This window comes from Lachnoclostridium sp. An138, from assembly GCF_002160765.1.
Taxonomy (GTDB): domain Bacteria; phylum Bacillota; class Clostridia; order Lachnospirales; family Lachnospiraceae; genus Laedolimicola; species Laedolimicola faecalis.
Genome location: NZ_NFLF01000009.1, coordinates 106,745 through 125,424, shown reverse-complemented (window position 1 = coordinate 125,424; position 18,680 = coordinate 106,745). Strand labels below are relative to the sequence as shown.

At 49.2% G+C, this 18,680-nt stretch carries 16 protein-coding genes, 8 tRNA genes and 1 pseudogene; 20 read left to right on the top strand and 5 right to left on the bottom strand.

Features of this window, described 5'->3' with window-relative positions:
• The first annotated feature begins 307 nt into the window (after window positions 1-307).
• From B5E82_RS09595 to B5E82_RS09560, 8 genes are all read left to right on the top strand, one after another.
• Window positions 308-381: transfer RNA gene (locus B5E82_RS09595), tRNA-Asp, on the top strand.
• A gap of 61 nt (window positions 382-442) precedes the next feature.
• A tRNA-Val gene (locus tag B5E82_RS09590) sits at window positions 443-515 on the top strand.
• 25 nt (window positions 516-540) lie between these two features.
• Window positions 541-613: transfer RNA gene (locus B5E82_RS09585), tRNA-Thr, on the top strand.
• A gap of 55 nt (window positions 614-668) precedes the next feature.
• Window positions 669-750: transfer RNA gene (locus B5E82_RS09580), tRNA-Tyr, on the top strand.
• Between the two features lie 42 nt (window positions 751-792).
• Window positions 793-866: transfer RNA gene (locus B5E82_RS09575), tRNA-Met, on the top strand.
• Window positions 867-911: 45 nt separating this feature from the next.
• Window positions 912-984, top strand: a tRNA-Phe gene (locus tag B5E82_RS09570).
• A 156-nt stretch (window positions 985-1,140) separates the two neighbouring features.
• Entirely contained in the window at window positions 1,141-1,368 is a 228-nt protein-coding gene (locus tag B5E82_RS09565) for a holin (RefSeq protein WP_087307324.1), read from the top strand.
• Window positions 1,369-1,431: 63 nt separating this feature from the next.
• Window positions 1,432-1,965, top strand: coding sequence for an N-acetylmuramoyl-L-alanine amidase (locus B5E82_RS09560; protein WP_162610752.1), 534 nt, complete (start codon window positions 1,432-1,434; stop codon window positions 1,963-1,965).
• A 237-nt stretch (window positions 1,966-2,202) separates the two neighbouring features.
• On the opposite strand, the gene B5E82_RS09555 is transcribed toward B5E82_RS09560, so the two are convergent.
• A complete protein-coding gene (locus B5E82_RS09555; protein ID WP_087307322.1) occupies window positions 2,203-3,636 on the bottom strand; it encodes an MATE family efflux transporter in 1,434 nt (477 codons plus the stop codon).
• Window positions 3,637-3,689: 53 nt separating this feature from the next.
• Between B5E82_RS09555 and B5E82_RS09550 the strand changes: the two genes are divergently transcribed.
• Window positions 3,690-4,586, top strand: coding sequence for an AraC family transcriptional regulator (locus tag B5E82_RS09550; RefSeq protein ID WP_206415667.1), 897 nt, complete (start codon window positions 3,690-3,692; stop codon window positions 4,584-4,586).
• A 130-nt stretch (window positions 4,587-4,716) separates the two neighbouring features.
• Here B5E82_RS09550 and B5E82_RS09545 read toward each other — a convergent pair.
• Window positions 4,717-4,790 (bottom strand) — tRNA-Val (locus tag B5E82_RS09545).
• Between the two features lie 4 nt (window positions 4,791-4,794).
• A tRNA-Ala gene (locus B5E82_RS09540) sits at window positions 4,795-4,867 on the bottom strand.
• 248 nt (window positions 4,868-5,115) lie between these two features.
• Here B5E82_RS09540 and B5E82_RS09535 point away from each other — a divergent pair.
• From B5E82_RS09535 to phnX, 7 genes are all read left to right on the top strand, one after another.
• Window positions 5,116-6,141, top strand: coding sequence for a threonine aldolase family protein (locus B5E82_RS09535; protein WP_087307320.1), 1,026 nt, complete (start codon window positions 5,116-5,118; stop codon window positions 6,139-6,141).
• Between the two features lie 159 nt (window positions 6,142-6,300).
• Complete coding sequence (locus B5E82_RS09530; RefSeq protein WP_087307319.1) at window positions 6,301-7,167, top strand: MurR/RpiR family transcriptional regulator; 867 nt, start codon at window positions 6,301-6,303, stop codon at window positions 7,165-7,167.
• Window positions 7,168-7,654: 487 nt separating this feature from the next.
• Window positions 7,655-8,425 carry an ABC transporter ATP-binding protein gene (locus tag B5E82_RS09525; protein WP_087307318.1) on the top strand — a complete coding sequence of 257 codons (771 nt, stop codon included), beginning with the start codon at window positions 7,655-7,657 and terminating at the stop codon, window positions 8,423-8,425.
• A 4-nt stretch (window positions 8,426-8,429) separates the two neighbouring features.
• Entirely contained in the window at window positions 8,430-10,058 is a 1,629-nt protein-coding gene (locus B5E82_RS09520; RefSeq protein WP_087307317.1) for an ABC transporter permease subunit, read from the top strand.
• A 4-nt stretch (window positions 10,059-10,062) separates the two neighbouring features.
• Window positions 10,063-11,022: an extracellular solute-binding protein gene (locus B5E82_RS09515; RefSeq protein ID WP_087307316.1), complete on the top strand. Its 960-nt coding sequence runs from the start codon at window positions 10,063-10,065 to the stop codon at window positions 11,020-11,022.
• Window positions 11,023-11,170: 148 nt separating this feature from the next.
• Window positions 11,171-12,277, top strand: coding sequence for a 2-aminoethylphosphonate--pyruvate transaminase (locus B5E82_RS18200; RefSeq protein ID WP_164488690.1), 1,107 nt, complete (start codon window positions 11,171-11,173; stop codon window positions 12,275-12,277).
• 1 nt (window position 12,278) lies between these two features.
• The gene (gene phnX, locus B5E82_RS18195) at window positions 12,279-13,064 is read left to right on the top strand and encodes a phosphonoacetaldehyde hydrolase (protein WP_164488689.1); all 786 of its coding nucleotides are present in this window, start codon (window positions 12,279-12,281) and stop codon (window positions 13,062-13,064) included.
• Window positions 13,065-13,164: 100 nt separating this feature from the next.
• Here the strand turns inward: phnX and B5E82_RS09505 are convergent, their stop codons facing one another.
• Both B5E82_RS09505 and B5E82_RS09500 read right to left on the bottom strand, forming a co-directional pair.
• The gene (locus B5E82_RS09505) at window positions 13,165-14,256 is read right to left on the bottom strand and encodes a HigA family addiction module antitoxin (RefSeq protein ID WP_087307315.1); all 1,092 of its coding nucleotides are present in this window, start codon (window positions 14,254-14,256) and stop codon (window positions 13,165-13,167) included.
• On the bottom strand, window positions 14,225-14,563 hold the full coding sequence (locus B5E82_RS09500; RefSeq protein WP_087307314.1) for a hypothetical protein: 339 nt from the start codon (window positions 14,561-14,563) through the stop codon (window positions 14,225-14,227). Before B5E82_RS09500 ends, B5E82_RS09505 begins: the two co-directional genes overlap by 32 nt.
• Before the next feature lie 279 nt (window positions 14,564-14,842).
• Here B5E82_RS09500 and B5E82_RS09495 point away from each other — a divergent pair, with 279 nt between their 5' ends.
• From B5E82_RS09495 to B5E82_RS18845, 4 genes and pseudogenes are all read left to right on the top strand, one after another.
• The gene (locus B5E82_RS09495; protein WP_087165472.1) at window positions 14,843-17,320 is read left to right on the top strand and encodes an excinuclease ABC subunit UvrA; all 2,478 of its coding nucleotides are present in this window, start codon (window positions 14,843-14,845) and stop codon (window positions 17,318-17,320) included.
• 259 nt (window positions 17,321-17,579) lie between these two features.
• The gene (locus B5E82_RS09490) at window positions 17,580-17,933 is read left to right on the top strand and encodes a DUF2200 domain-containing protein (RefSeq protein WP_087165471.1); all 354 of its coding nucleotides are present in this window, start codon (window positions 17,580-17,582) and stop codon (window positions 17,931-17,933) included.
• Between the two features lie 18 nt (window positions 17,934-17,951).
• A pseudogene (locus B5E82_RS18850) lies at window positions 17,952-18,227 on the top strand (DUF1905 domain-containing protein); the annotation flags it as partial.
• A gap of 180 nt (window positions 18,228-18,407) precedes the next feature.
• On the top strand, window positions 18,408-18,680 hold the full coding sequence (locus B5E82_RS18845; protein WP_334293264.1) for an iron chaperone: 273 nt from the start codon (window positions 18,408-18,410) through the stop codon (window positions 18,678-18,680).

Here is an 18,680-nt window from a genome sequence, read left to right as displayed (position 1 = left end):
GGCAGAGGTGGAAGCACGGTAACGTGTGGAGCTGACTGTTACTAATAGGTCGAGGGCTTGACCAAAAAGCGAAGAAAGCGGCTGGACGCAAGGCTGTGGAAGGAGGAGTGCTTGCACTCCGGAAGGAAACAGGCGAAGCGGACAGACATTTGCGAAGCAAAAGGCACGAGGAAGAAGCGAAGCGGATTCCGAGTGACCGGTTTCTGAGCGAATACAGCCAATGTTTTCGCAAAGCGTCATAGGATAGAAAAAAGTCTTAAAAATGGATTGACAGTATATAGTTTTGAAGGTATAATTCAAATGATATGGCCCGATGGCTCAGTTGGTTAGAGCGCCGCCCTGTCACGGCGGAGGTCGTGGGTTCGAGTCCCATTCGGGTCGTTTATCGAAGATAATTCGATATATAGTGTGCAGTATGTATTCGTACATACAAGGTACAAATGGGATCTTAGCTCAGCTGGGAGAGCATCTGCCTTACAAGCAGAGGGTCATAGGTTCGAGCCCTATAGGTCCCATTTATACAGCAAAAGCTGTTTAAGTGCCGATGTGGCTCAATTGGCAGAGCAGCTGATTTGTAATCAGCAGGTTATCGGTTCGAGTCCGATCATCGGCTTGAGCGGAATATGGAACGAGCATCAGTCGTTGACGGACCGCATTCATATTTGTTTGGGGGAATTCCCGAGTGGCCAAAGGGGGCAGACTGTAAATCTGTTAGCTGTGCTTTCAGTGGTTCGAATCCACTTTCCCCCACTCTGATTTGTCTGATAGAGATAAGTCACATTAATTAAATATCGCGAGGTGGAGCAGTCTGGAAGCTCGTCGGGCTCATAACCCGAAGGTCACAGGTTCAAATCCTGTCCTCGCAACTTGGGCGCACGAAGCAGTTGTATTCGTGCTCCTGTTTTATAAAAGCCCAGATAGCTCAGTTGGTAGAGCAGAGGACTGAAAATCCTCGTGTCACTGGTTCGATTCCGGTTCTGGGCATGAAGAAAAGAAAACCCTTATAATTATTGCGTTTGCAGTGATTGTAAGGGTTTTTTGTTATTCGTGGGAATTTTCTTCCGGACAGCGCAAATTGGATAAAAGTGAATATGATAAAACAAAAGGACAAAGAGGAGCGATGGGAGGGAGGTTCGCCTGATGGATGAAAAAACAAAGAAATGGCTGAAGGCAGCTCTTGTCCGGGCAGTCAGAACGACAGCGCAGACGGCTATAGCCATGATAGGCACGACAGCTGTGACGATAGGCGATGTAAGTTGGCTTATGGTACTGAGCGCAGCCGGGCTTTCGGGAATTTTGTCTCTGCTGACCTGTATGGCTGGGCTTCCTGAAATCAGGGAATCTGAGATCAGGAATAAAGAGGAGTAAAAGACAGTCTGCCGGGTCTGTATCGAATAAAAATGAATCATGAATAATGAAAAGGAGGCAGATATGCGTATTAATGTGCATGCCGGTCATAATCCGGCAGGAATGACGGCCTGCGGGGCGGTTGGATTGATAAATGAAAGCACAGAGAACAGGAAAGTAAAAAATGAGGTAATCCGGCTGTTAAAAATGCGGAATGATACAGTTTATGACTGCACAGTGGATAACGGAAAAAATCAGACAGATGTTTTGAGGAAAATCGTAGAAAAATGTAATGCTCACGAAGTAGATCTGGATATAAGTATTCATTTTAACAGTGCCGCGAATGATTCAAATGGTGATGGAAAGACGACAGGAACGGAAGTATACGTATATTCCGCTGCCAGCAGCGCAGCTCCATTTGCGGCCCGGGTATGCAGGGAGATAGAGTCTCTGGGGTTCAAAAACCGCGGCGTAAAATACAATCGAGGCCTGTATGTTCTGAAAAATACGAAAGCCCCGGCAATGTTGATAGAATGCTGTTTTGTAGACGACAGAGACGATGTAAAGCTGTACAGCTATGAGAAAATGGCAGCGGCGATTGTCCGGGCCATTACCTGACAGAAATAAAAAAAGCGGTCTGCCTGGAATCCGAAAGGATTCTCTGGCATCCGCGTTGTTTTCGAGGGAGTGGGGCTTCCTCACGGAAGCCCCTGAGTGTTATGAATGAAATACTGATATGTGTTCCTGCTACGATTAATAATATATCAGATAATTAAGGCTAAAGTGTGTACAATCTCTAAAAAAAATATAATCAGAATTAAGAATTTCTTACGAAAACGGGAAGAAATACAAAATTCAGGATGGCGTGGCTGTTTTTGGCATCTGATAAAGAGAAGATGACACGTCTGAAGCCTGAAGGCTGCGCATCATATGATAATATACAGGTATCAACAGGGCGCAGGCTCCTGCCCAGGCCAGTGGGCTGGCAACGCAGACACCGGTATAGCCGATATAAGATGTCAGAATGGCTGTGGCGCCGATGCGCATGACAAGCTCAATGATGCAGGCGGCAAAGGGAGCAGCTGCATTCTGCATGCTCTGAATGGAAGAGCGGTAGACCGCCAGAAGACCAAGCAGCAGATAAAAAGGAGCCACGCAGAGAAGATAACCGTTGGAATACCGGATGATTTCCTCTGTGGGATTCGTGAGGAACAGAAGAACGATAAAGCTGCGGAATATCAGAATGCCGACGCACATCAAAATATTCAGCAGTTCCGTCTGAATCAGACAGGCATTTACGCCTTGGCGGATACGTTCCTTTTTTCCGGCTCCATAATTCTGAGCCACGTAACTGGAAATGGCGGACATCATGGCGTTGTTTACCAGAACGGATACCTGGTCGGCTTTTGTGGCTGCCGTATATCCGGCGACAGCGGCGGAACCAAGCCCGTTGACCGAAGCCTGCATGGCAAGCTGTCCGATACACATGACAGACATTTGGAAGCCCATGGGAAAGCCGAGCTTCAGATGCTCCATTACAGCGCTTCCGAGCTCACAGAAATCTGCTTTTCTCAGCCGGATCACGTTATAAGAACGGAGAGCGACAGCCAGGCAGCCAAGAGCGGAAAGAAACTGGGACAGTACAGTCGCCCAGGCCGCGCCGGCGACACCCATCTGGAAGGGCATAATAAACACGATATCCAGCACAATGTTCAGCAGGGAAGAGAACACGAGAAAGTAAAGCGGCGTTCTGCTGTCCCCAAGGGCTCTCAGAATATTGGAAATCATGTTATAAAAAACCGTAGCGCCGGTGCCGAGCAGGATAACAAACATATACTCCCAGGACTGGCGGTAAATATCCTGGGGTACCTGAATCCAGTTCAGAATCGTATGGGAGAGGCCGCAGCAGAGAGCGGTGATGATCACTGTAAAAAGGATGGAGAGAAGGGCAGAGGCTGCGATGCTCTGTCTCATGCCCTTTTCATCCTGGGCCCCGTACTTCTGGCCCAGACAGATGCCGAAACCGTTTGTAAAGCCCTGAATAAAGCACAGAACAAAATAGATAATCATACTGCTGGAGCCCACGGCGGCCAGAGCCGGGGCGCCCAGAGTGCGTCCGACAATGACGGAGTCGGCAAGTGTGTAAAAGAGCTGAAACAGATTTCCGCCTATGACGGGGAGAGAAAATTTCAGCAGGACCCGAAAAGGATTCCCTTCCGTAAGATTCCGGGAAAGCGCTTGCGCCTTCCGCTCATCTGAGAGATTTTTTTCTTTGATATTCTGAAACATCGTTTTCATTTCTCCTTGAAAATCATAAATCATAAAATTATAATGAAGCCATGATGGAACAGCGGACAATAAAAGTAGATCATGAGTTAAAAGAGCTGTGCACGCATGGCACGGCGGCGTTTCCCATGACGGTCAATCACGACGATCTCCTTTGCTTTCAGGGCAGCTGCATGGCCTGTCACTGGCATGAGGACATTGAAATCATAGTGGTGCGCCGCGGGACTGTACGGTATCAGATATATCAGCAGTCGCTGGTTCTCACGAAAGGACAGGCGCTGCTGGTCAATTCCAATGTGCCGCACAGTGCGGTCCCGGTGGATAACAGCCATGTGCTTCTGTGCACGATTATTATTCAGCCGGAATTTCTGTATGGATTTCCGGGGAGCGATATGGAAAGAAAGTATTTCCGTCCGTTCTGCGGAAACTCCCGTATTCCCTGTATCCTTCTGGAAGGGAAGGATGAAGAGGGGCAGGAGAAGCTGGAGCTTCTGCGCAGGGTGGAAACGTATTTCCAGGAACGCCCCTTTGGCTTTGAACTGAAGATCCAGAGCCTGCTTCTGGATTTCTTTTTCCGGATCTTTTCAGATAACCAGGAAAAAGTCGGAAGAGGAACAGCGGCCGATGGAGAAAAACTCCGTCGTCTTCAGATTCTGCTCGACTATCTCCACGCGCATTACGGAGAAACTGTTTCCCTTCAGGACCTGGCTGCGCAGGTACATCTTGGCAGGGAAAGCTGCAGCCGTTTTTTTAAAGAAATGACAGGAAAGACCATTACCCGGTATCTGGAAGATTACCGGATAGGCCAGAGCCTGCCCCTCCTTCTCGCAGGCAATCTTACAGTCGCCCAGATCGCGGAACTCACAGGCTTCAGCAGTGCCAGCCGCTATGCCCGTGCTTTCCGGGAGCGGATGGGCGGAAATCCAAAGGAATATTTACTTCATAAATCATAAGGAAACGGAAGCTGTATTTCCATTCAGATATTGCAGAAATTAAGACAGATATTGACGATTCTGAAACAGAAACAGAAAAAGAAAAACCCTGAAAACCCGGCAGAGCCTGAGTTTTCAGGGTTTTAATCAGTGGAAGCAATGGGGCTCGAACCCATGACCTCTCGCGTGTGAGGCGAACGCTCATCCCGGCTGAGCTATGCTTCCGTGATGGACCTGAAGGGATTCGAACCCTCGACCTCTGCGTTGCGAACGCAGCGCTCTCCCAACTGAGCTACAAGCCCGGATTACTTACTGTCAAAGAATATTTTAGCACGTTGCAGAAAAAAATCAAGTAAAAGTATGAAATGTTTGTAAAATTGAAAGAAAAGATTTCTGGAAAGGGAGCGGATGGAGACGAAAAAAGGATGAGAGAAAGATAAGAGAAAGATAAGCGAAAGATGAGAGAAAGATGCCAGACGGACGCGATTGACATACGGAATTGCGGAACGTATACTGAACATGAAGCAGAAGAATTCAGGAGGAGAATAAAATGATTTCTTTTGAAAATGACTATTCAGCCGGGGCGCACCCGAAAATTCTGCAGCGGCTGATGGAGACAAATATGGAGCCGCTGCCCGGTTATGGAGTGGATCATTACTGTGAAAATGCAGGAAGAAAAATTCAGGAAGCCTGCGGCTGTCCCGGGGCACAGGTCTATTTTCTGACGGGAGGCACTCAGACGAACGCGGTGATCATTTCTTCCATATTGAAGTCATACGAGGGCGTAATTGCGGCGGAGACAGGCCACGTCAATACCCATGAGGCCGGAGCGATCGAATATACCGGACACAAGGTGCTGGCGCTGCCGGAACATCAGGGCAAGCTGGACGCCGGAGAGATCCGGACATATCTGAAAGATTTTTATGAGGATGAAAGCTATGAACATGAGGTCTTTCCGGGAATGGTTTATCTGTCCTGGCCGACAGAGTACGGTACGCTGTACAGCCGGAAGGAACTGGAGGATATCGCTGTCGTATGTCATGAATACGAGATACCGCTCTTTCTGGACGGGGCCCGTCTTGGCTATGGACTGATGAGTCCGGAGGCGGACATGAAACTCCCGGACATAGCTGAAATCTGCGATGTATTTTACATCGGCGGAACGAAGGTGGGAGCTCTCTGCGGAGAAGCTGTGGTATTTCCCAGGGGAAACGCGCCGAAGCATTTTATGACAATGGTGAAGCAGCATGGAGCGATGCTGGCGAAAGGACGGCTGCTGGGCGTTCAGTTCGACGCGCTTTTTACGGACAACCTGTACCTGAATATCAGCCGGAATGCGATCCAGATGGCGGAAAGGCTGAAGGCTCTTCTGCACGAAAAGGGGCTGACATTTTACCTGGAATCTCCGACCAATCAGCAGTTTGTGATTCTGGAAAACGAGACTTATAAAAGGCTTCGGGAGCATGTGGCCTTAAGCTTCTGGTCAAAATATGACGAGGCACATACCGTTGTGCGCTTTGCCACGAGCTGGTCCACGACGGAAGAGGATATGGAAGAGCTGGAGAAACTGCTGTAAAAGCAGGAAAGGCAGAAAAAACAGTTAAGGTGGCAAAGACAATCAAGGCAGCAGGGATAGCAGTGACAGTCAAAGCAGGAAGGGCAGAGGCAGCAGAAGAACTGTGCCGGCTGGATAACTGAGAACAAGGAACCGGAGAATCATAGGGAGTGTGGCGGAATGAAAAGAAAAATAGAGCTGAAAATAGAGGCCTGTTACGGAGATTTGCGGCCTTCGGAAAAAAGAGCGGCAGATTATATTCTGGAACATATGGAGGAAGTGAAAACACTGCCTCTTGACCGCCTGGCGGAGCGCTGCCAGGTCAGCCAGCCCACGGTGATGCGTATGATCAAAGCTCTGGGTTTTGGCGGTTACAGGGAATTCCGCTATGCGGTGGTGGAAGAGTTCGCGCAGTCAAATGGCAGGGAACAGGGCTTCCGGGCCATGTACGGTTATTCTCTGACTGGCAGGGAAAGGACAGAGGAGATACCTGAAAAGATTGTAGCTGCAGCAGGAAACATGGCAGGGGAGATGCTGAAAAATATTTCTCCGAAAATATTCTGCCAGGTGATTGAGATGCTGAACCAGGCAGGGAGAATCGATATCTACAGCGTGGAAAATTCCAATGTGACAGCCCAGGATCTCCTTACAAAACTTCTTTATCTGGGACTGGACTGCCGGCATTTTGATGATACCTATCACCAGAGAATTTGTGCCGGAAATCTGAAAAAAGGAGATGTGGCCATCGGCGTATCCTACTCCGAAAATTCCCGGGATACGGTAGAGGCGGTGAAAGCGGCCAGAAAAGCAGGGGCGTCCACGATTGTGATTACGAATTTCAGGGATTCCCTGATTACCCGATATGCGGATTTGCTCCTTTGCACCAGCCAGGATCAGTTTTTTTATGGGGATGCGATCTTTTCGAGGACGACGCAGCTGCTGATCGTAGATATGATTTATATGGGACTGCTCACCTCAGATTATAACCGGTATGTGAAGGTTCTCAACAGAAACAGCCAGATTGTGCAGGACAAAGCATACCCTTAATTGACAAGGCGAGTATGCCCTTGTCAATTAAGGGTACCTTAAATTGGCAGGAGTACCTGTCTGAAAAGGAAAAAAATGCAGGAAAATGGAGCAGAGAAGGAAAAAAACGGCCAGAATCAGATGTATTTTTTCCGTACAATTTTCGGGAGAGGGGACGGGCAACCCCCGGTAAAAGGCGGGGGAGCGAAAGAAAAGGCTGAAAAACTGTAGATTTTCTACCGGGACCCGGACAGGAAACAGGATCTCGTGATGAAACGGAAAAGGGTAATGATATAAAAAAGAAAAGGACCTGTCTGAGAGGAGTCTCCGGCGCGGAATAAAGAGAAGATTTTGTAGAATTTCTACAAAATCTTCTCTTTTTTGGTTAACCGGGACTTTATAAAGGTTTCACCTCCTCTTGATTGAATGCGTTTCGGGGGATGGCTATAATACCAGTTGTCAAGGGAAAAACAGGAACAGAAAGCTTTCCGGAGAGAGGAGAATGAACATGCTGGAGCTGAAACATGTAAAGAAATCTTATGATAATGTAACGATTCTGGAAGATATCAACCTGCAGATTGAGGACGGAGAGATTGTTTCCATTCTGGGACCTTCAGACTGTGGAAAGACCACTCTTCTGAACCTGGTGCTGGGACTTACACCGGCAGACAGCGGAGAGATTATCTTTGACGGAAAGGATATCACGAATGTACCGATGGAGGAAAGGGGATTTAACATTGTATTTCAGGATTATGCACTGTTTCCCAACCTGAATGTGTACAAGAATATTACATACGGCCTGAAGAATAAACCGGATATCTCCACAAAAGAGGAAGTAGATGAGTTCATTGATCTGCTGGGACTCAGGGAGCATCTGGATAAAAAGATTGAGCAGCTTTCCGGCGGACAGAAGCAGAGGGTGGCTCTGGCGAGAACCATGGTGATGAAGCCGAAGATTCTGCTTCTTGACGAGCCCTTAAGCGCGCTGGATGGTGTGATTAAGGAATCCATCAAAGAAAAGATCAAAGAGATCGCAAGAGACTTCCATCTGACAACTATCATTGTGACCCACGACCCGGAAGAAGCGCTGACGCTGTCAGACAAGGTACTGATTGTAAATAAAGGATGTATCTCCCAGTACGGCGCGCCGCAGGAAATCATCACCAGACCTCAGAATAATTTCGTCAAGGAGTTCATTCTGAATCAGCTGGAGATTAAGAAGAATAACATCTTTGCTTTGTTTCAGCAGAATATGACCACAAGTATGCAGGCGGTGTAGAACCATGGTAAGAAAAGAAAGAGAAATCAAGACAATCTATGCTCTGGTTCTGGCTGTATTCGCGGTCTTTCTGGCAGTTCCCATCATCAGGCTCCTGATGGAGTCTTTTGTGGGGGAAGCCGGAACCGGAGTCGGGAATTATGTGGAGGTCCTCACAGAGAGAGGTTTTATGACGGCGCTGGGAAACAGCGTGACAGTCTCGGTCTGCAGCGCTTTACTGGCGACAGTGCTTGCTTTTTTTCTGGCATACAGTATACAATATACAAATTTAAATAAAAACTTCAAGTCTCTGATACGGACTCTGGCAGTGCTTCCCATGCTGCTTCCTACGATTACCTATGGATTTGCCATTATCTATTCCTTTGGAAAGCAGGGACTGCTCACAAAACTTTTTGGAAGACAGCTTTTTGATATCTATGGATTTAATGGACTGCTGTTCGGCTATGTGATTTATACGCTGCCTATCTCGTTTATGCTGATTCTGAATACGATGGGCTTTATTGACAAGAAGTTTATGGTGGTATCCAGGGTCATGGGGGACAGCGCGGCCCGGACCTTCTGGCAGACAATTATCCGTCCGCTGCTGGGAACGCTGGCAGCCTCCTTCGTACAGTGCTTTTTCCTCTGCTTTACGGATTACGGAATTCCGGCTTCCGTGGGCGGCGAGTATGAGGTGATTGCGACGGTTCTCTACAATGAAATGCTGGGAAGCATCCCGAATTTCAACAGGGGCGCCGTGGTTGCCATGATGATGCTGATTCCCTCCGTACTCAGCATTGCTCTTCTGAAATATCTGGAGCGGTACAATGTACGGTACAGCAGGATTTCCCAGATTGAGCTGAAGAAAAATCCCGTGAGAGACGGTGTATGCGCCGCAGGCTCCTCGCTGATTATCATTTCGGTCCTGGCTATTTTCGCGGTTATCTTTGTGGTGCCGCTGGTGCAGGAATGGCCTTATCAGGTGAGCTTTACCCTGGAGCATGTACAGGCGGTACTGAATGACAGCAGCCTGTTTGGAGTCTACAAGAACTCGATTTTTGTGGCGGTGTGTACGGCGCTTGCAGGGCTTCTGATTACATATGGAGCGGCGCTGGCCACCGCGAGGAGCGGACTGAACGGAAAACTGAAAGGAGTCATTGACGCCATAGCGCTGGTGACAAACACGATTCCCGGAATGGTAATCGGTATCGCGTTCATGTTCATTTTCTCAGGTACGCCGCTTCAGAATACCTTTCCGCTTATCATCCTGTGCAATGTGGTGCATTTCTTTTCCACGCCGTACCTGATGATGCGCAATTCCCTGTCGAAGCTGAACAGCTCCTGGGAGACGACGGCCTCTCTGATGGGAGACACCTGGATTAAAACCATCGTAAGAATTGTGACGCCCAATATGACATCCACGATTCTGGAGGTATTCAGTTATTACTTTGTAAACGCAATGGTTACGGTCAGCGCCGTTATCTTCATCGCGGGTGCAAGGACCATGGTGATTACCACAAAGATTAAGGAGCTGCAGTATTACACAAAATTCAATGAAGTATTTGTATTATCGTTATTTATCCTGGGAACCAATCTGCTGGTGAAGGGAATCCTGGGATATATGATAAAGAGAAAAGAAAAAAAGGAGAAATAAAACAATGAAAGCAAGAAAAATTTCTGTAATTTTAATGGCTGCCATTCTGGCAGGAAGCTTTTCCATGACTGGCTGCGGCCAGAGCGCCAATGCGGCGGGAGAAGAAGTTGTCATTTATTCCAACGCGGACGACGAGGCTGTAGAGGCCATGAAGAAGACGCTGGATGAAAACGGCTATGAGGGAAAATATCTGTTCCAGACCTTCGGTACCTCAGAACTTGGCGGCAAGGTGATGGCTGAGGGAACAGACATCGAAGCTGACCTGATTACCTTAAGTACCTTCTATATTGACGCGGCTCAGGAGGATCTGAACAGCGCGGACCAGAAGGATTACTGCGCTCCGATTACCTCTCAGGAGGGAACAATCATCGTCAATACGGAAGTGCTGGCGGAAAACAATCTGGATATGCCCACCTGCTTAAAAGATCTGACCAATCCGGAATACAAGGATCTGGTATCTGTGACAGATATCAAGAGCTCTTCTACCGCATGGCTTCTGATTCAGGCTCTGGTAAGCGAATACGGCGAGGATGGCGCAAAAGAGGTACTGTCCGGAATCTATGAAAACGCAGGCCCGCATATTGAGTCCTCCGGTTCCGCTCCGCTGAAGAAGGTACGGGCAGGCGAGGTAGCCATCGGATTTGGTCTGCGCCAGCAGGCGGTATCCGATAAGGCAGAAGGACTTCCCATTGATTTTGTAGACCCCACAGAAGGAAACTTCTCTCTGACAGAGTCTGTGGCTGTAGTGGACAAGGGAGATGATACGAATCCGCTGGCACAGGAGATGGCTGCGTGCATCATCACGCAGGGAAGAAGCGAGCTCCAGAAGTATTATCCCAATGCGGTATATGAAGGAGAGACTACAGATTCAGCCAACAGCTCCGCATACCCGAAGGTATTTCCGGAACCGCTGATCCTGGATCTGCTGGAGAAGCATCAGGAGCTGTCTGAAAGCTGCAAATAACAGCTGTAAGTAACGGCAGAAAATAACGGCTGAACATAACGGAAGGAACCAGTGTAAACAGGCTGGCGGGCCTTTCTCAGGCCCGCCGGCTCATTGGCTGAAAAGCAAAGAAAGAAATAAAAAAGGATAATAGAAAGAGGATAGAAACATGCCTGATTATAAGCTTCTGACACCGGGACCGCTGACAACAACGGAGACGGTGAAAAAGGAAATGATGTTTGACCACTGTACCTGGGATGATGATTACAAGCAGATTACCCAGAAGATCCGGAAGGAACTGCTGAAGCTGGCACACGTATCAGAGGAAGAGTATACGGCAGTGCTGATGCAGGGTAGCGGAACCTTCGGCGTGGAGTCAGTAATCGGAAGCTCTGTGGGAGATCAGGAGAAGATTCTGGTCTGCGCCAACGGAGCTTACGGGGAGCGTATGGCCGAAATCGCACAGAAAATGGGAAAGAATACGGTAGTTTACCGGGAAAACTACGACAGGATTCCGGACGCCGCAAAGGTAGCGGAAATGCTGAAAGAAGATCCGGAAATCACTCATGTGGGAATCATTCACAGTGAAACCACTTCCGGAATTCTCAACGATATTGCTGCGGTGGGAAAAGCCGTGAAGGCAGCAGGAAAGACCTTTATCGTGGATGCCATGTCCTCCTTCGCGGGAGTGGATATCGATGTACCGGGAATCGGAATTGATTTCCTTGTAAGCAGCGCGAACAAATGCGTTCAGGGCGTGCCCGGCTTCTCCTATATCATCTGCAGAAGAACCGCCCTTGCGGCCTGCGAGGGAAAGAGTAGAAGCCTGTCGCTTGATCTGTACGACCAGTGGGTAACCATGGAGAAAGATGGAAAATGGCGTTTTACTTCTCCGACCCATACGGTGCTGGCCTTCGCGAAAGCTCTGGAGGAGCTTCAGGAGGAGGGCGGAATCCAGGCCCGGGCAAAACGCTATCTGGAAAATAACCGGGAGCTGATTCGCCGGATGGAAGCTATGGGAATCCGTCCCTATATCGACGCGGAGCATCAGGGTCCCATCATTACCACCTTTTTCTATCCTGAGGGAAAACATTTTTCCTTTGATGAGATGTATCGTTATATTAAGGAGAGAGGCTATGCCATCTACCCGGGAAAGGTGACAGACGCGGATACCTTCCGGATCGGAAACATTGGTGAGATTTATCTGGAGGACATTGACCGGGTATGCGATACCCTGGAGGCCTTTTTAAAAGAACACTGTCAGGAGGTGGCATAGGATGAGCAGAAAAATCGAGGCAGTTATCTTTGACTGGGCCGGAACCACAGTGGATTACGGCTGCTTCGCTCCGGTGCAGGCTTTTATCACAGCCTTTGAGGAGTACGGAATTACACCCACCTTCGATGAGGTACGGGAGCCCATGGGAATGCTGAAACGGGATCATATCCGTACTATGATGAATATGGAGCGGATTCATGAGGAATGGAAACGGGTGCATGGAAAAGATTTCACAGAAGAAGATGTAGAGCAGGTATATCAGACTTCTGAGAACAGCATTTTGAAGATCGTGCACCAGTTTGCGGAGCCGAAGCCCTGTGTGCTGGAGACGGTGAAATATCTGCGGGATAAGGGAATCAAAATCGGTTCCACCACAGGATATACAGATGAAATGATGGAGATCGTTGTACCTGCGGCGGCGCAGAAGGGTTATAGCCCGGACTGCTGGTTTTCGCCCAATTCCGTGGGAAATTTCGGGCGGCCCTATCCTTACATGATTTTTGAAAATCTGAAAAAGCTGGAGGTTACGGCCGTTTCTGCCGCTGTCAAGGTGGGAGACACTGTGGCGGATATCAGAGAAGGCCTGGCGGCAGGCATGCTTTCTCTGGGAATTGTAGAAGGCAGTTCTGTCATGGGACTTACGGAAGCGGAATATGCCGCGCTGTCTCCGGAAGAACAGGCGGACCGGCGCCGGAAGGTGGAAGAGAAGTTCCTGGCAGCAGGAGCCTCCGCAGTGCTGCGGAACCTGTCAGAGCTTCCTGTATATCTGGAGGGGCTGGAAAGATAGAACGATTGCAGAAATGCAGAAATGAAACAGTGAAAAGGGGCTGTCGGAAAAGACAGCCTCTTTCGCATGTAAGATGGTGTAATATAAGGCAAATTATAAATTAATCAACCCACTTATACCGTAGTTTGTAGTCGCTGTAAGCGCTGTAATCAAGATACTTTTCTTTTTGAAGCCTGCCAATGACAATGTAAGGCATTACATGTTGAGAAGCGGCATACTTTTGAATGATCTCAATAGAAAAATTTCCGTTTTGTACAAAGGCTTTATAGCTTTCCGGAGATAAAAGCATGTTGCTGGCAAAGAGATCAGCGGCAGCTTCTTTATCGCGATCACAGCCGTCGTCCACAAATTTTATGGATTTTTTGATGTCTCCGTTCACAAGATGCCCTATTTCGTGAAATAATGAAAACCAGAAGATATCAGCAAATGCTCCCCTTATGGTTAAAACCATCTGATAGACACCGTCATCTTTCAGGGAAATATAGCCCTGTACAGGTGCGCCTCTGAAATTTTTCATGATGGAGAAATCGATACCATATTTCCCCATGGTTTGTTTTAATTCTTTTTGTATATTTGCGTCTTTCCGACACATAATTTCTTTGATTTCTTCGATCAGATTTGCAGTGAGATTTTTATCGTATTTTGCAGACAAAAAATTATTATTTTCAGCAATCTGGCATAAGCGAATCCAGGCACCAAGAATATAAGGATTTGTGGCTGTATTGGAAGATATCCGAAAAGCACCGGATGGAATCAGTTCTTTTAAATTTGCTATATTACTGATTTGCAGCGCTTTTCGCAGAGAAAGGATGGAATCTTCTTTTTTTTCTCTCGTAGGCATTGCACCTCTTTGTCTTAAATATTTTACAACATCCTTCAAGTCTTCTCTGGCATTTCGTTCTTCCGCTGTGATGGTCTGTTCTTCGTTTAATTCCAAAAGTTCAGCTTCATAATTTGCCTGGAGATTTAACCAAAAAGATTTCGGAACACCCAGAGCGTACTCCAGGCCCATTGCAAAATTCGCGGATATTCCTTTTTTTCCCGCCAATACATTGCTTACATAAGCGGGTGAGACACCTGTCCTGAAGGCCAGCTCAGTCTGTGAGATACCGCGTTCTTCCAGTACATCAGCAATGGTTTCCCCGGGGTGAATTATAAAATCACGGGATATACCAGTTTTCTTTACTGCCATGGTAATCACTCACTCCTTCCACTTCAATTTCAGTACAAATCATAACAGTATCCTGCGTTGCATTGGGTTCAATGATTAAACGGGCATTAGGAGATACATGCAGAGAATAGCGGATTTGTGCGTATCCTTTAAGCTGTTCCGGCTTACCCAGGCCCAGTTTTAAAAAGTCGCCAAAACATTCAGCAGCCTTTAATCGATCCATATGTTTCTTTATTGTTCTTACGCATTCAAAAGGTAATTTCTTTTGCATTTTAGTATAGTCTTTAAAGTATCTTTCTACTTTGCTGTTAGCATATGTTATCTTCACTCATATATCACCTTCTGAATTAACTTTTTGGTTAATTATATTGTTACACATTTAAAAAGAACTGTCAACGGCTTTTCGTTTTTTCCAAACGAAATTGAACTTACAGCCTTTTCCTGATATACTGACAGATAGAAGCGGTCAGGGAGAAAATGAAATGGAAGCAGTGCGTAAATTTGTGAAAGAGTACACGCAACCTGGAGGAGATGGAGCTACATTATGTAGCCCAGAGTTTTACGATGATAAAATTCGGTTATACAGAAAAAGTATGGGAGATGACAGATGGTTGATAAAATACAAATCCGCGGCGCGCGGGTGCACAATCTGAAAAATATCAATGTAGATATTCCCTTAAATAAAATCGTGGGCGTGGCCGGAGTGTCCGGTTCCGGTAAATCGTCCCTGGCGCTGGGCGTCCTGTATGCGGAAGGCTCCAGGCGTTATCTGGAGGCCCTTTCCACTTATACGAGAAGAAGGATGACTCAGGCGGCGAAAGCGGATGTGGACGAGGTGCTGTATGTGCCTGCGGCCCTGGCTCTTCACCAGAGACCGGGCGTGCCCGGCATCCGCAGCACCTTTGGCACGGGCACGGAGCTTCTGAACAGTCTGCGGCTCATGTATTCCAGGCTGGCAGAGCACCGCTGTCCAAACGGGCACTATCTGAAGCCGGCCCTTGCGGTGGCGGCGGGCCAGGAGCTTGTGTGCCCGGAGTGCGGTGTTCATTTTTACGCCCCTTCCGCGGAGGAGCTGGCATTTAACAGCCAGGGAGCCTGCAGGACCTGCGGCGGCACAGGAATCGTAAGGACAGTTGACCGGGATACACTGGTTCCGGATGAGTCTCTGACCATCGAGGAGGGAGCGGTGGCTCCCTGGAATTCCCTCATGTGGTCCCTGATGGTGGACGTATGCCGGGAAATGGGGGTCCGGACAGACGTGCCCTTCCGGGAGCTGACGGAACAGGAACGGGATATCGTATTTGACGGTCCTGCGGAAAAGAAGCATATTTTCTATAAGGCGAAGAACTCCAATCAGGCGGGAGAATTGGATTTCACCTATTTCAACGCGGTTTACACCGTGGAGAACGCCCTTTCCAAAGTAAAGGATGAAAAGGGCATGAAACGGGTGGAAAAATTTCTGAAGGAGGAGGTCTGCCCGGACTGCGGCGGAAGCCGTCTGTCAGAGGCCGCCAGGCAGCCCAGGCTCCGGGGGATTACGCTGGACGAGGCCTGCCGGATGACTCTGACTCAGCTGGTGGAGTGGGTGGACGGCGTACCGGCTTCGCTGCCGGAGGAAATGCGTCCCATGGCGGAGAGTATCTGTGAATCCTTCCAGACCGTGGCAAAGCGGCTGATGGAGCTGGGGCTTGGATACCTGGCCCTGGACCGGGCGGCCTCCACGCTTTCTACCGGAGAGCGTCAGAGAATGCAGCTGGCCCGGGCGGTGCGGAACCGCACCACGGGCGTTCTGTATGTGCTGGACGAGCCGTCCATCGGTCTGCATCCCTCCAATATCCTGGGTCTTGTCCGGGTCATGCAGGATCTGACGGCGGATGGAAATTCTGTTCTTCTGGTGGATCACGACACGCAGATTCTGTCTCAGGCAGACTGGCTGATCGAAATGGGGCCGAAGGCCGGAGCGGACGGCGGGCAGGTCATTGCGGAAGGGACGGTTTCTGATCTTGCCGGGAATCCGGTATCCCTGATTGGCCCGTTTCTTGCCGGAACTGCGGAGATAGAAGCGGGAAGCCACCATGCGCGGAATGAGATTTTTGCGGAAGGACGAATCCGTCTTTCTACAGGAGAAATTCATACCGTGCATCCGCTGGAGGTGGACATTCCCAAAGGCCGCCTCACAGTCATCACAGGCGTGTCAGGCTCCGGCAAGACGACGTTGATTCTGGAAAGCCTGGTACCCGGTCTGGAAGCAGTCATTGCCGGAAAGAAACTGCCGGAACATGTGAAAGCAGTGGAGGCGGAAGGCATCGAGAGGGTGAAGCTCATCGACGCCACGCCCATCGGAATCAACGTCCGTTCCACCGTGGCGACGTATGCGAACGTTCACGATGAGCTGAGAAAAATTTTTGCCAGGACGCCGGAGGCAAAGGAGCTGGGTTATAAGGCGGGCGATTTTTCCTATAATACAGGCAGGCTGCGCTGTCCGGTGTGTGATGGCACGGGAGTCATCAGCCTGGATGTGCAGTTCCTTCCGGACGTAGACATTCCATGCCCAGAATGCCGGGGTTCCCGCTACGGGAAAGACGCAGGCAGAGTCAGATACCGGAATAAGGCGGGAGAGGCGTATTCTCTGCCGGAGCTTATGGCTATGGATATCAATACGGCGCTCCCGGTCTGCGCGGATATGAAACTGGTCCATCAGAGGCTCCAGGTGCTGCAGAGCCTGGGCCTGGGCTACCTGACGCTGGGGGAGGAGACGCCCAGCCTGTCCGGCGGCGAGGCCCAGCGGCTGAAGCTGGCAAGCGAGATGGGGCGGCTTCAGTCAGATTCCGTATTTGTCTTCGATGAGCCTACGATTGGCCTTCATCCTCTGGATGTACAGACACTGCTCGGGGTGTTTCAGACCCTGATCGAGAACGGCGCCACGGTCATAGTCATCGAACACGACCTGGATGTAATCCGGAACGTGGACTATATCATCGATATGGGCCCGGGCGGCGGCGATGAGGGCGGAAGAATCGTGGCGGCCGGGACGCCGGAAGAGATTCGGAATACGCCGGAGAGCGTGACGGGGAAGTTTCTGTAGAAGCAAGGCAGACAGCAGAAAGGACGATGCAAAAGGACAGAAGGCGGACACAGGGTGTTTGTTATGCAGGATGCCGGGGGATAATTATGGAGATAAGGAAAATAGAAAATAAACTCGGTTTTGCAGATACAGATAGGGAACGGGTAGAGGATGGAATCCGATATACGCCGATGAAGTATGAAAGATAAGAGGTAAGAGACAAGAGGGATTGAACGGGAGATTAAGTATTTAAAAATAAAGCAGAATCAGGGGAAAGAAGATGGCATACGAAAAAGTATACAACATGAGTTTTGGGAAAGTATATCCCCTTCTGGTGAATAAAGCGGTGAAGAAAGGAAGAACCGCCGAAGAGGTCAATCAGCTTATCACCTGGCTGACCGGGTATTCGCCGGAGGAGGTTGAACAGGCTGCGGTATCGGACATCAGCTATGGAGATTTTTTCAGGCAGGCGCCGGAAATGAATCCGGACCGGAAACAGATAAAGGGAGTGGTCTGCGGCGTCCGGGTGGAAGATATCGAGGAGCCGCTGATGCAGGATATCCGTTATCTGGACAAGCTGGTGGACGAGCTGGCAAAAGGGAAGGCTATGGAGAAAATCCTGCGGAAAAAATGAGAACCGGAGGCAGAAAGAATGGGCGAACGGGTTTATGAATTTGAGGCAGTGATAGAGCCAGTGCCGGATAAGGGCGGGGCTTATGTGCGGTTTCCGTATGATATCCGGAAAGAGTTTGGGAAAGGAAGAGTGAAAGCGGAAGTAACCTTTGACGGCGAACCATATTCCGGGAGCATCGTGAACATGGGCGTAAAAAATGAGGATGGTTCCGTCTGCTATATCATCGGAATCCGGAAGGATATCCGGAATAAGATCGGAAAGCAGCCTGGCGACAGGATTGCGGTCACGGTGAAAGCCGGGACGGACGAGTCCGTGGATTCCGCTGCGCCCCGGGAAAAGAAGCTGTGGAAATGCCCGAAGTGCGGGCGCACATTTAAGAACAGAAATCAGGATCATTACTGCGGGGAAGCCCCGAAGACAATTGAGGAATACATTTCCCGGCAGCCGGAGCAGGCCCGGGGTTACCTGAGAAGGATGAATGAGGTGATAAAGGGCGCACTGCCCGACGCAGTGGAAAAGATTTCGTGGAGTATGCCGACTTACTGGAAGAAATACAATCTCATCCAGTTTGCGGCTTTTAAAAAGCATGTGGGCCTTTATCCGGGACCCCAGGCGGTGGAGGCGTTTGCGGACAGGCTTGCAGAGTATAAGACGAGCAAAGGGGCAATTCAGTTTCCTTACGACAGGGCGCTGCCCCTGGAACTGATTAGAGAGATTGCACAGTGGTGCGGAAAGGAGCAGAGATAA